Source organism: Neobacillus sp. SRL179, from assembly GCF_984799095.1.
Genome location: NZ_OZ481792.1, coordinates 4,764,612 through 4,777,236 on the forward strand (window position 1 = coordinate 4,764,612; position 12,625 = coordinate 4,777,236).

Consider the following 12,625-nt stretch of genomic DNA (forward strand, 5'->3'; position numbering starts at 1 on the left):
TTACCTATTCACCACTACTAGTTTCTTAATGGACAAGAGCCAGCAATAAATCATCTTTTTCTACACTCTCTTTATCTGTTTCAAACATTTCAATCTTCTTGGAAGTATGGGTAATAATTATAGGAGTCACTAACTCAAAACCTGCTTCTTTAATTTTCTCTTTATCAAATTTTAGTAAGACCTCTCCTTTTTTAACTAAATCACCTTCCTTAACTAAAGTGTTGAAATATTTCCCCTTAAGAGAGACAGTATTCATACCTACATGAATTAAAATCTCAGTACCCGCCATTGTTGTTATTCCAATTGCATGCTTTGTAGGAAATACTGCTGATACCTTACAATCAACAGGAGCACATACCTCACCAATGGTTGGATTGATTGCCAATCCTTTTCCCATAGCCCCAGATGAAAATACTTCATCCTTTACATCCTTTAATGACACTACTTTTCCAACAACTGGAGTGAAAATAGTTTCCTTTTTCAGGTCAGCAGATGGCGTGAATTCCAGTTGTTTTTCAAAAGGATTTGAACTAACTTCTTCTTCATCTGTTTTAGCGCTAATCTTTCTTTCGTATCCAAAGATATACGTTAAAGTCATAGCCGTAATAAATGTTAATCCCATTGATATGGCAAATATATATGTTGGTTTCTCAATTGGAAAAGAAAAGATGTTATGGAATACATAAGCTGTATACTTTACGCCAAAGTGTCCATTAATGGATGCCCCTAGCGCACCGGAAATCATAAGAATCGGAAGTAACCGTTTGTATTTTAGTATTAAACCGTAAATGATCGGTTCCGTTACTCCGGCTAAAAGTCCAGTTATACTTGCGGAAGCAGCTAGAGACCTAAGATCTTTATCCTTCTTTGCACGGAGGAAAACACCAATTGCAATTCCACATTGAGCAAAAACAGTTGCAGCCGCCATTGCCTCAATCGGATCTCCGCCCATTTTAATATTTTCCAGGGTTATCGGAGCTAAGCCCCAATGTAGACCGAAAACTACTAGGAAAGTGTATCCTGCTCCGATAATGATACCTGCAATTATTCCGCTGAATCCAATCAACCAATTAATTCCGGATGCAATGGCAGTGCCAGCATAGGTTCCAATCGGGCCAAATGCGATTGCGGTAAGAGGAACCATAATCATTAAAGAAATCATCGGTACTAAGAACAGTTGAACCTCTTTATAAATAATCTTTTTAAGAAATTTTTCAAGAAAGTAATAGATACCAACAGCAATAAAGATCGGGAATACGCTAGATGCGTAATCGACGGGAACCATAGGAATACCCATAAAAGTGGCTTTTGACCCTTCAGCAATTAAGCCCGTAAAATTTGGTTCCATTAATGCTGCGCCAATGGCACCTGAAACATAAGCATTTACTTTTAATTTAAGAGCAAGCGTAATTCCTAAAAGGATTGGAAAAAAGTAAAAGACCCCATTACTAGCTGCGGACAATACCTTAAACGTGCTGCTGTTTTCTGATAACCATCCTAACATCGGTAGAATGGTTAAAATGACTTTTACCATTCCTGCACCAGCCATTGCAGGAATTAAAGGAGAAAATGCTCCAGAAATGATTTCAAATACTTTGGAAATTGGGGATGTTTTCTTATTTTGTCCATCCATGGTCTCTGTTGAAAAATTAAACTGATAGCTATTTATAATTTCTTTAAAAACATCAGGAACATGGCTGCCTATAACAACCTGGAATTGCCCCCCGCCTTCAACAACTGTAAGTATTCCTGGATGCTTCTCTAACGTTTCCCTTTCGGCAATTGTAGAATCTTTAAGACTAAATCTAAGCCTAGTAGCACAATGGACTAAGTCTTTAACGTTCTCTGGACCGCCAACAAGCGTGACGATGTCTGTTCCCAATTTCTTGTTATCCATTCGTGAGTCTCCTTTTTATTGGATTATTAGTCTAGTAAACAAAAAAATACCTAAACAAAAGCAATTTGATTACACAATGTAATCTACTTGCTTTTGTTTAGGTATCGCCTGCTTGACCAGTAACAATCCTTATAGTTAATTTTTGTAAGAATAATATAAACTATTTCTTTTACCTTTGCAAGCGCTTTTCTATTTTCTATTCAAATTCATTTCGAATAGTCAGGCGATTAATGTGGATCGTTAGATATACCTTTTCATCAATCGTCATAGCGCTTTCGTATTCTTCTTCCAAATACTTGTTAATTAGGTTTGTACAGTTAAAAGCCTGTGAATATTTCCCCTTTACTTGGTCATATAAAAAAGTATCCCCTTCACTTTTACGCTCCTGATTTCCGTTCACCAAGCGCTGGGCAAAGTATTGCAAGTGTGTGATAAATCGTGAATAGTTAAAAGAGCTTTCATCTAAATTAAATCCAAAATTGTCTTTAACAATTGTAACAATATCATCTATTATTTTAGTTACCTCTACAGTTTGCTGCATACCTTGACCATCTTGTCTTGCATTGACAAAATGCATCGCAATAAAGCCTGCCTCATGTATATCCATGTCAATGTCAAATTGCTCTTTAATCATTTCAAGGGCTTTTATACCGATCATAAACTCTTTTGGATAAAACTTTTTAATTTGCCACAAAAGGGCATTTTTTAATCCTAAAGATTTTTTATACCTTTCGATGGCAAACTGTATATGGTCAATTAAAGTTAGATATATATTTTCGTTAAAAATGTCCCCCATATCTTTACTTGCATAATCAATTATACTTTTCGCCAGAAAGTAATATTCAGCAGAAGTTTCTCCTATTAAATCAATTAATTTTTGTGGAACATTATTAGGTCTAAGCATAAATGTTTTTTCAATTTTCGTTTGATCGACAGGCTGCCCATGTTTCTTTTTAAAACCCAACCCATTTCCAATTACGATAAATTCATGACCTACTTGGTCTTCAACTCGAATTACATTATTATTAAAAATTTGCCGTATGATCATTTTTCAAGTTTCACCTCTTTTCGATAAATATAGCTTTGTTTAACACTAGTAGGTCGTCTCTTTAGTGGATTGGATTATTAATTAAGAAAAAAAACCTAAACAAAAGCCAACTGATTACACGACATGTAATCTATTCGCTTTCGCTTAGGTATCGCCTGCTTGACCAGTAACAATCCTTATAGTTAATTTTTATAATAATATATACTACTTATTTTATTTTTGCAAACGTTTTTTTGGTTCAGACTCCCCTGCCCGTTACTTCAATAAAGAAAAAGCGACCCCTCGTTAATGAAGAATCGCAGCCCTTTACTTAAACAGGAATTTGTTAATAATCGAAAGTTCACTGTCTCGCATCTAAAAGTAATTTTATCTCGTTTATTTGTTCTATGTGTCGCTGTTCGTGCAAATATATCTGTTCAATCCATTGGTCAAGTGGTAATTCACCTAAGGCAGGATGCGTAAATGATTTTTCCGCCAATATTGATTGATCCTCTATAGTACTAAGGAAAGTCAGAAGTTTTTCTCTCGAATCGTTTAACAAAGCAAGAATAGACTGAACTTCAAATGGTTCTCCAGCTGGTTCAACGATTTCGGGAGCTTTAAACTTTTTCGTTCGGTCCAACAATAGAAGGACGTTTTTACGTTCTGTTTGAGTAGGATCAACCTTTTTTAATCCCCATGAAATAGCCTTTATTGTCACTTGTTCGACTAACACTAAGTGATGACAAACTTGAGCTATACTCCACATATTCATATCAGGTCTATCGTTAAATTGAGTATAACTTAATGATGTAATCTCCTTTATTAAGTTATTTCTCGTATCATACAGATGGTCATTGACTAAATTACTCATGAAATTCTCCCTTCACCGAAAAGTAAATATCTAGATTCCTATTCTGTATATATTCTCAACGATGAAATGTATTCTTTGAGTATTATTTTGGAAATGCACATTTTAGCTGGACCTGAATAAATGAGATACCTTTAACACAAGCCACAGGATCATTATAATCCAAAACAACACTATTATTGAGCCTACAATCCAATTCTTTGGCTTACCGTTTTTCATCATTTCTTCTGCCTTCACTACACAGTCGGATAGTACATTCTTTGGAATCATCTTTAACGCAATCATGATTCCTAATGGTACGAGAATTACGTCGTCTAAGTAGCCAAGAATAGGTATAAAATCAGGTATTAGATCAATCGGACTGAATGCGTAAGCTACAACACAAGTAGTGAATAATTTAGCATACCAAGGTACTCTCTCATCTTTACAAGCAAAGTAAAGAATAAATATTTGTCGTTTTAACTTCCTTGCCCACGCCTTAATTTTCTTAAACATTTTGATCTCCTAATAACAGGTTAAGATTTTTTCCATTATTACAAACAAAGTTTACATAGGATTTTTTTATTTCACTATGAAAAAGCTTGGAAGGATTATCCTTAGAGAATCTGAATTACCCCCGTCTCTGCCTTTCCATCATCTACCTTTTTATAATAATTTCTCCAAAAGGTCAGGTTTTTCCTTCTTCAAGTAAGCTGAGCCTTAGCTCAACAAGAAAAAGACCGCTGCAGCGATCATTTGTTTAAACACCCATTACTTTAAGTACATATCTTCACAATGTTACTTTCCCAGAGTCGTTAAATTCCTACTCACACAAAGGTGACAATTCATCATACATATAAAATAAGGCTCTAAATTAATCTAACTTGGCTTAGAGAGGAATGATGAAATGTCAGCAAAAAACACCTTTGATTATATTGTAATCGGTGCTGGAACGGCTGGGGGGATAATTGCTAAAGAATTAACCGATGATAAATCTACATCTGTACTTGTCCTTGAGCCAGGGACAAATATGACAAAAGAATTTAGTAGTCCTAATGGTGGAACTGCACAAACCTTATCCTCTGATAATAAATTTTCCTTCAATATCCTGTCTAAATTAGAACAAACTATCGGACGTCAGCTCCTATTATCGGGTGGAAGAGTTATTGGAGGAAGTTCCGAGCATAACGCAATGCTTGCTGTACGTGGGAGCAGCCACCTTTATAATGAATGGGCTACTATTGCAGGACCTCAATGGAGCTACAATAATATTCGCGATTTATTTATAGAAAATGAAACCTACACAGGTGAAACACAAGCCCCCAACGAAAGAGGAACCGATGGACCCATCTTTATAAGACAACAAATGATTCCTACAAATGGGCTTACTACGATTTTAGCAAGAGCAACATCCGATGTCTTAGAAATTCCGATTGTCGAAGATTATAATACTGGGATAAGAGATTGTACCTTCATCCAATCACAATTTACTCAAAAAGAAGTGGGTAGAGGAATGTTTATTCGTTCTTCTACTGCAACTGGATATTTAAACAAATATATTGTGACACAAGGCGATGAATTCGTTTCAGATGAGGTTGGAGTGGGCCGTAGAAAACTGGGAGTAATTGCAAAAGCCACTGTTAATAAAATCTTATTTGAACAGAACGGGCAAACCCAAATTGCTGTAGGTGTTGAATTTGTTAGAAACGGCAAATCACAAAGAGCTTTTGCTCATAAAGGGATCATCGTCTCAGCGGGGAATTTCTCATCAGTTATCTTACAACGTTCAGGAATTGGTCATTCTTCGGATTTAGCTAAAGCTGGTATAAACACATTAGTCGAAAGTCCAAATGTCGGTTACAACTTTAAAGCACATTATGCTGTTGGTATAGGGGTAGAAGTGGAGACAACCCGATTATTAATGGTTATGTCATTTGACCCAGATCAACCTATACCATTAGGTGCCTTTAAAAAGGATGATGAAGCAGAACAGCGGGAAGCACGCCGCCTTCAATTATTAGGTAACATATTTCCACGATTTATTCCTGTTCAAGATGTCTTCATTAACAACTGGAATTTTAACGAGAATAAACCGAGTAATATAATGAGTATTGGGATTGTAGATCTTAACCCAAAAAGTAAAGGGACTATTATGGCAGCACACAGCGACCCCGAAGCATACCCTTCTGTTGACTTTAATCCACTAGAAAACCCTGATGATTTAGAGTATATGGTTGACCATTATATTGAGACCTTTAATATAATTAAAAGGGCTCGTAAGTTAGACCCAGAGGGGATTTATAGGGTCGTTTATCCTTCAGAGGATATTTTTAACTTAAAGGATGAAACTGAGAAACGAGCTCAACTTGCTAATTTTGCAAAGGCCTCATATAACGTATTAAATCACTATGGCGGGCAATGCAGGATGGGGAGGAATATTGAAGATGGAGTTGTGGATGGATTTCTGAACGTATTTGGTACGGAAAATCTGAAAGTTGCAGATCTTTCCATCTCTCCTATTTTACCAGATGGTAATACAGCATTAGCAGCCCAAATGATTGGTTTAAATGCTGTTAGATTTATTCGAGACAAAAAATGAGTAAATCTAATCGAATTTGATTTACAACTAAGCTGTGTAACATAAAATCCATCTCTTATTAAAAATGCAGGAACGTTGGCCAGAGCATGACCAACGTCCTTTTATCTATTATGGCCGCACTTTATGATTAGAATCGATTAATCTTAATTCCTTTTCAGACTTACCTGATTCAGGACAAAGTGAAAGTAAGCGTGCATTAATCATATACGTAAGTGTGTCTTCTGTTTTCATTTTTTTCTTATCATTAATAATCAATTCATCACGTTGTAAAGAGATTTTTATGAGATGGGTGTATTTATAATTGGTTTCACTTGGCTCAAGCAGCCTTATCCAAATGCGTATTCCTTCTGGTTTGGGACCTCCCCAATTTATGGAGTGTGCATGATATTTATGATGATAATAATCCACTAAGCTATGATGCATCCATACCTGCATGGTGTCATATATAAACATCTTTGTCGCTTGGTCCTTTACTTCATACCTTTCTCCTCCTACTGCTGTAACCTTAGCGGCCGAAGCATTTCCGGCAGTTAAGAAAATTACCATGACTAGCAATAGCACGACTTTATTCATAGCAACCACTCCCATATTTTTATATGGTTAGGTTTACCTAAATGATATTTTTTAGCAAAAAAAAGCCCTTACTGCATTCTGCAGAAGGACTTTACAGATGATTTACAACTGACTCTTTCTTCTTATTAATTCATCTCGATCGGATGCCATTGGAGGCTGTTCCATCCATCCATTTTTAATCATGATATTCGCTCCATCTTCAGAATACATCTGAACTTCCATGGATAACCTGTTATACATGGCACTAATATCGCCTCTAGGACTTTGACTAACCGCTGTACCGTAATAACCAACGCTTAATGAAATCAAACCACTTGTGAAAAACATCATTAGTTTATCGGAAAAAGTATGGGCTGTACTATTTGTAATTTCTGAATCCCACCCCCTAGGTGCTGGAAGTTTACATTCCTCAAGCTTCCCTCTAAATAATCTAATATGTTTATTTCCCACTTCTAATCCTTTTAAAAAGAATTGTTTTACATCCTTATCCTTGGCAACCTGACTGAATCCAGTCAGCGCAGCTACTCCCAAGGCATTTCTTTGTAGATTCGCAAATAAATGATCGACTTCAGCCGCGATTAAAGGTCTTTTTTCTCCAAACACATCAAACATAAACCATTGCCTTTTGACAAATTCAACCTTCTCTATATTAGGCAGACTCGGAGACCTGACATACAATCCTTTAGACAATAATAATTCCGTTGACCTATCATATAATTGCATGGTTTCAGAAAGGCAATCCATATAATAGGATTTAATATCACTTCTTACAGATGTTCCAACACTACCAGCATAGGTGGTAAGTCCAACCTTAGACATTTGGTTTAAAAAATTTAGGACAAAACTGTCGGAATAAAGTCTAGGAGCAGTCAAATCCACATCCTCTTTTATACTAAAACCATATGGAACTACACATTTTTCCTCTGTTAGGATGGCGGTAATCTTTTGAATATGTGACTTTGATAATTCTACAGCAAATTCAATGATAGGCTTAATTTCTATATCCTCCACTTTTTCTAAAAAAAAGGAAAGAATACATATGCTGGAGCTATCATTTAAATATTGAATCCAAAGTTGGCCCATTTCCCCCGCCGTTAGCCGAATCTGTTTACCTTTTTCCTCCATAAGTAAGTAACCCCCAAAAAAGATCTACTAAAAAATACCTTCCCCATAAATTACCTATAGTATGTATTAAGGAATCGGTTCAACATTCTTCATTTTTATCTTTCCTTAAATGTTTCTTTAAATATTTAAGGAAAGATATTCTTACTTACACTTACCTGCCCGCAACATAAAAAAGCGTTTCTGCTTATTACAGAAACGCATCCGTGGGAATTTAATCCCGTTTGAACCGTACCATCCATAAGCTAACGGAAGGTTCGGTTCTGTGTTATTTAATTAATTTTGGGATTGCCCCTTCCGAGGTTCATTTGTCTTTGGACACCACCTCTTCTTTTTGGTCCTCCCTTGTCCGAAGTTCACTCGACTTCGGACATCACCTCTTCTTTTTGGTCTTCCCTTGTCCGAAGTTCGCTCATCTTCAGACATCCTCTCTTCTTTTTGGTCTTCCCTTGTCCGAAGTTCACTTATCTTCAGACATCATCTCTTCTTTTTGGTCTTCCCTTGTCCGAAGTTTCCTCCACTTCGGACATCATCTCTTCTTTTGGTCTTCCCTTGTCCGAAGTTTCCTCCACTTCGGACATCATCTCTTCTTTTTGGTCTTCCCTTGTCCGAAGTTCACTTATCTTCAGACATCACCTCTTCTTTTTGGTCTTCCCTTGTCCGAAGTTCACTCGACTTCGGATATCATCTTGCCTTTTTTCCTTTCCCTTGTCCGAAGTTTACTCGACTTCAGACACCACCTCTTCTTTTTGGTCTTCCCTTGTCTGAAGTTCACTCGACTTCAGACACCACCTCTTCTTTTTGGTCTTCCCTTGTCCGAAGTTCACTCGACTTCAGACAAAAGAAAGGCTGCCGGATCTTAAACTCTTAGACTCGTTCGTTTAGGAAGATTGATTATTTATTAATTCTTCATAATACTTTTTGGGGTTAGAAATATGGTGATCAATAAAAAACTTTGCCTGACCTTTGAACATATCAATATAAGAATCTCTGCTCATGGCTAAATCTCCTAATTCAGCAACGTCTCCTTCAACTTGTACCGTATCATTTTTTACATCAACCATAACCGTCATATATGTTTCCTCTTTATATAAAACCCTACAGGTTACTTGCTGGTTAATTAAATCAACATGCGGATATTCATCACGTACTCCCGTTGACATAAAAATTGTATATCCAACATTCGTTTTATCTGTGTGATCAGTCATTTTTACACCCCTTTATAAATTTCATCGTTAGCCCTCCCCGTTGTAAAATCCATCATGAATAATTTCCTTACCTCAAGCATCAAGCGCCTGTTTTTCTTATTGACCGTTCCTCATTTGCTTTCTCAATCCTTTTTATTTCGGAATAGAGGCAATAGAGAACGATAGAAAACATGATCGCAGGAAATAGGATGAGGATGTGGTCGTATTTTACGGATTGTATGGCATACAACCCATATAAATAAATTGTCATCCAAGAACCACAACATATTGCTATAACACTAACCAAGAGTTTCACTCATTAGCCCTCCAATTAGATTGCATTTTTATTATAACTAATTCTTCAACCATCCATTATTTTCCTTCTTCACTAACCTGCCCAGTCACTTCCATTAGAAAAAAGGACCTAGCGATGAAACACTCTTTTCGAGTGTCTATCACTAGGTCCCCTATTCATTTTATCCACTTGCTATTTATGTTAATGCTTCATATCGAATCATCGTCCACAACCCAATGTCGGTAAATCCTAATCGTTTATAAATCTTTCCAGCAGCGGGATTATCATAAAATAAACAAAGGGACTTCCCCTCTGCTACTAATTCACTGCAAAGCTTTTCCATACAGACTGTTGCATAGCCTCTTCGTTCAAAGCCTGGTCTTGTTCCAACCGCAACAACCATGGCCGATTGAGAATTTTCGGCCGTTGTCGATGCGGATGCCACCATGGTCCCTTGTTCGTTTCGGACAATATAGGTTCTTCCCGTCTTGTTCTTTTCAGCCCGCTCTCTCGCTTCAACGCTAAAATTCCCCGTTGAAAATTCAGGTATTAAACGTAACATCTCTATATTTTCCTGATATTCGGACGGCTGTAAATAGGTCGCCTGCTGGATTCTTTCTTCATCTACTTCGTAACTTAAACCCGTACATTTTGCATAATATGTATCGCTATGTTTTCTTACATTCCGATTGATCCATTTTTGTAAAGGCTCCGTTACATGCTTTAATCCGCTTAATTCAACTCGATTTGGATTCTGATTAATAATTTCTGCAAAACCCTTTACATCATAGGTTTGCTCACTAAATGGGATATAATTGCTTTCGTACCTTAGTAAGACAGCAATCAGCTGGCCGTTTTGAAATTGCCCCCAAATATCTTGATAGTCAGAATCATAACCAAATGCTTCAATATCCCCTATAATAAATAAATTTTCTGCTGGCTTCTGACCAACAAGTGCCATGACTGCTTCATGATCCTCTTTATGTAACTTACGAATCATCGTATCTTTTCCCTCATTTCACTGATCAAAACTGTATTCCTTCCATGTTGAATCCTATTTCTCCCACAGCTCGACCAGTCGGCCATCAGGGTCTTCAATCCAAGTGAACTTTCCGTATTCACTCACCTCTTTTTCCTTCACAAGAGGTACACCCATTTGTTCAAGATGTTGGATCATCTCATCTAGATTATCTACTTGAAAATTTAACATCACTTGTTGGTCTGTTGGAAAATAACTGTCGTTCTCAGCAAAAAAAGAAAAGATCGTCTCATTTCCTTCTTGGGGTTTAATCATCGTCATATTCCAATTGTTTATGTCAAGCTTCAGCACATCACTGTACCACTTTTTCACAGCTTCAAGGTTTTTCGTTCTCCAAAATACGCCTCCGAAACCTTTTATCATCTTGTTTCACTCCTGTCAGTTATCCTTTTTACAAAAAAGAATGCACGTTTATTCAAAAAATGTCGAATTCATAACTAGCTTTTTTACTTCATTCTATTATATTAAGAAAGTTTTCTTCTAAAAGCTAACAACCTTAACATCAGCGGGTTAGTATCTAACGAATGTGGTAACGCTTCGTCTTGATGCGATTGTACGTCTCGAAAGCTCTTCTTTCCATTTCTTTGAGTCCAATTGATATTCACCGTATTGATCTTTGTACGTTTTTTTATGGAGATTTACCGTTCTAGCCTCTTCTGGATAATTATGTGATAAAGGATAACCATGTCGTCCTTCTTCAAATATATATAATTCTACAATATCGCCTATTTCCATAAATGTATCCAAAAATATAATAAATTCAATGTCATCTCCTCCAAGTTCATAAACATAAGGGAGAGTAAACGGTAAACTTTCCTTATACGCTTCACCATTTAGGTATGGAGTATTATTTTCACTTGAATGATATTCAGGAATAGGTCTTAATGTAGCAATAAAATAATGAGCTGTCATAGAAATATCCCTTTCATAAATATAGCTCCCCAATGTTTCATGCGCCACATTTGATTCGAAGGGTGGATTTTCTCCGCCAAAATAGTATTTCTCGTCCTTTGCTGTTATTTCCTTCTTTTTTTCACTAACCATACCGAAAACTTTCCAACCTGGGCTGACTCAAGTCGCACAGGGGTTTACCACGACGCGGCGGCCATTCAGGAGCATGGGTTAGCCATGCTGCAAAAGGAATTTGCAACCATTGTCACCACTGATGAACTTCTCAACGAACTTAGCCAATAAAAAATTTAAAAGCGCAGGAAGACTTCTGCGCTGTTATTAATCTAGCTTTAAAAATTTCAGTATCCGATGGTAAGGACATTTTGATAAGAAAGTATCATCATCCCGCAAAAAATATTGTCGCCACTCAAAGTTTTCTTCGGTACCGTAACTATTCAAATCTGGATGGATTGGGGCTGAATCGTAGCTAGCCAATCTTCTTCGGATGCTAGATTTCATGTTCTTCGCAAAACTCTCCTTTTTACTAAACTCCTGCAGCACCCATCGAGGGGTGATGGCCAGCATTAAGACATCAAAATGCCGGCTTTTGCGGTTAACATGGGCAGGGGTAGCACAATACATAAAATATTTTTCACCATTAAAACAAAACTCCCAGATGGGATGATGAGGATCAATCGGTATATCTGCCGGCCATTCAGAGGAGTCGAGTGCCGTCAAACCGCTAAGCTGCCGCCAGAATAACTGCTCATATTCCTCCACCGTATAGATTTCACTTAGATCCTCAGGTGTTTGATAGAAAATAATCAGCGAGGTATAGGAACCAAACTCTCTTGACTTGCGTGTAAACTCATCCAGTACTTCTGCCAGTTCCTGTACCGTTTCTGCTTTCCGGGGGTCTCCAATAAATCCATAGCGTAATTGGTTTGTTGAGAAGCCGATAGTGGCTGGAATACAAGGAAAAGGCCGATTTTTATCACTCATCTTTGCAGAAAAATTCTCCAGTGCCGTTCGTTCCCAATCCTTCAGCTGTTCTCGTTGTGAGGGGGCATCCCTATATAATTCTCTCACATTGTTCACCTCCCGTTGTTTCCTCAGTATATTCCGCTTTCTATACCGACGAGAGA

Annotated in this window: 12 protein-coding genes; 1 reads left to right on the top strand and 11 read right to left on the bottom strand. The window is 37.1% G+C overall.

Annotated elements, in window-relative coordinates; translation table 11 throughout:
• Positions 1 to 25: 25 nt before the first annotated feature.
• The 4 genes from AC4E8C_RS23350 to AC4E8C_RS23365 form a co-directional block, all read right to left on the bottom strand.
• Positions 26 to 1,897, bottom strand: coding sequence for a beta-glucoside-specific PTS transporter subunit IIABC (locus AC4E8C_RS23350; RefSeq protein ID WP_490209010.1), 1,872 nt, complete (start codon positions 1,895 to 1,897; stop codon positions 26 to 28).
• Positions 1,898 to 2,093: 196 nt separating this feature from the next.
• Positions 2,094 to 2,945, bottom strand: coding sequence for a BglG family transcription antiterminator LicT (gene licT / locus AC4E8C_RS23355; protein WP_490209011.1), 852 nt, complete (start codon positions 2,943 to 2,945; stop codon positions 2,094 to 2,096).
• A 340-nt stretch (positions 2,946 to 3,285) separates the two neighbouring features.
• A complete protein-coding gene (locus tag AC4E8C_RS23360; RefSeq protein WP_490209012.1) occupies positions 3,286 to 3,798 on the bottom strand; it encodes a DinB family protein in 513 nt (170 codons plus the stop codon).
• A gap of 102 nt (positions 3,799 to 3,900) precedes the next feature.
• Complete coding sequence (locus tag AC4E8C_RS23365) at positions 3,901 to 4,290, bottom strand: YkvA family protein (protein WP_490209013.1); 390 nt, start codon at positions 4,288 to 4,290, stop codon at positions 3,901 to 3,903.
• Positions 4,291 to 4,681: 391 nt separating this feature from the next.
• Between AC4E8C_RS23365 and AC4E8C_RS23370 the strand changes: the two genes are divergently transcribed.
• Entirely contained in the window at positions 4,682 to 6,373 is a 1,692-nt protein-coding gene (locus tag AC4E8C_RS23370; protein ID WP_490209014.1) for a GMC family oxidoreductase, read from the top strand.
• Between the two features lie 108 nt (positions 6,374 to 6,481).
• On the opposite strand, the gene AC4E8C_RS23375 is transcribed toward AC4E8C_RS23370, so the two are convergent.
• From AC4E8C_RS23375 to AC4E8C_RS23405, 7 genes are all read right to left on the bottom strand, one after another.
• On the bottom strand, positions 6,482 to 6,946 hold the full coding sequence (locus AC4E8C_RS23375) for a hypothetical protein (protein WP_490209015.1): 465 nt from the start codon (positions 6,944 to 6,946) through the stop codon (positions 6,482 to 6,484).
• 102 nt (positions 6,947 to 7,048) lie between these two features.
• Entirely contained in the window at positions 7,049 to 8,071 is a 1,023-nt protein-coding gene (locus AC4E8C_RS23380) for a DUF3231 family protein (RefSeq protein WP_490209016.1), read from the bottom strand.
• A gap of 878 nt (positions 8,072 to 8,949) precedes the next feature.
• The gene (locus AC4E8C_RS23385) at positions 8,950 to 9,276 is read right to left on the bottom strand and encodes a hypothetical protein (RefSeq protein ID WP_490209017.1); all 327 of its coding nucleotides are present in this window, start codon (positions 9,274 to 9,276) and stop codon (positions 8,950 to 8,952) included.
• 470 nt (positions 9,277 to 9,746) lie between these two features.
• Positions 9,747 to 10,550 carry a GNAT family N-acetyltransferase gene (locus tag AC4E8C_RS23390; protein ID WP_490209018.1) on the bottom strand — a complete coding sequence of 268 codons (804 nt, stop codon included), beginning with the start codon at positions 10,548 to 10,550 and terminating at the stop codon, positions 9,747 to 9,749.
• Between the two features lie 54 nt (positions 10,551 to 10,604).
• On the bottom strand, positions 10,605 to 10,952 hold the full coding sequence (locus AC4E8C_RS23395) for a VOC family protein (RefSeq protein ID WP_490209019.1): 348 nt from the start codon (positions 10,950 to 10,952) through the stop codon (positions 10,605 to 10,607).
• Between the two features lie 147 nt (positions 10,953 to 11,099).
• Complete coding sequence (locus AC4E8C_RS23400) at positions 11,100 to 11,633, bottom strand: hypothetical protein (protein ID WP_490209020.1); 534 nt, start codon at positions 11,631 to 11,633, stop codon at positions 11,100 to 11,102.
• Positions 11,634 to 11,819: 186 nt separating this feature from the next.
• Positions 11,820 to 12,569, bottom strand: a complete 750-nt coding sequence (locus tag AC4E8C_RS23405) for a YqcI/YcgG family protein (RefSeq protein WP_490209021.1) — start codon at positions 12,567 to 12,569, stop codon at positions 11,820 to 11,822.
• Positions 12,570 to 12,625 lie beyond the last annotated feature (56 nt).

Excerpts from the sequence above, each read along its gene's own strand:
- AC4E8C_RS23350 (WP_490209010.1), bottom strand. The coding sequence starts at position 1,897 with ATGGATAACAAGAAATTGGGAACAGACATCGTCACGCTTGTTGGCGGT.
- licT (WP_490209011.1), bottom strand. The coding sequence starts at position 2,945 with ATGATCATACGGCAAATTTTTAATAATAATGTAATTCGAGTTGAAGAC.
- AC4E8C_RS23360 (WP_490209012.1), bottom strand. The coding sequence starts at position 3,798 with ATGAGTAATTTAGTCAATGACCATCTGTATGATACGAGAAATAACTTA.
- AC4E8C_RS23365 (WP_490209013.1), bottom strand. The coding sequence starts at position 4,290 with ATGTTTAAGAAAATTAAGGCGTGGGCAAGGAAGTTAAAACGACAAATA.
- AC4E8C_RS23370 (WP_490209014.1), top strand. The coding sequence starts at position 4,682 with ATGTCAGCAAAAAACACCTTTGATTATATTGTAATCGGTGCTGGAACG.
- AC4E8C_RS23375 (WP_490209015.1), bottom strand. The coding sequence starts at position 6,946 with ATGAATAAAGTCGTGCTATTGCTAGTCATGGTAATTTTCTTAACTGCC.
- AC4E8C_RS23380 (WP_490209016.1), bottom strand. The coding sequence starts at position 8,071 with ATGGAGGAAAAAGGTAAACAGATTCGGCTAACGGCGGGGGAAATGGGC.
- AC4E8C_RS23385 (WP_490209017.1), bottom strand. The coding sequence starts at position 9,276 with ATGACTGATCACACAGATAAAACGAATGTTGGATATACAATTTTTATG.
- AC4E8C_RS23390 (WP_490209018.1), bottom strand. The coding sequence starts at position 10,550 with ATGATTCGTAAGTTACATAAAGAGGATCATGAAGCAGTCATGGCACTT.
- AC4E8C_RS23395 (WP_490209019.1), bottom strand. The coding sequence starts at position 10,952 with ATGATAAAAGGTTTCGGAGGCGTATTTTGGAGAACGAAAAACCTTGAA.
- AC4E8C_RS23400 (WP_490209020.1), bottom strand. The coding sequence starts at position 11,633 with ATGGTTAGTGAAAAAAAGAAGGAAATAACAGCAAAGGACGAGAAATAC.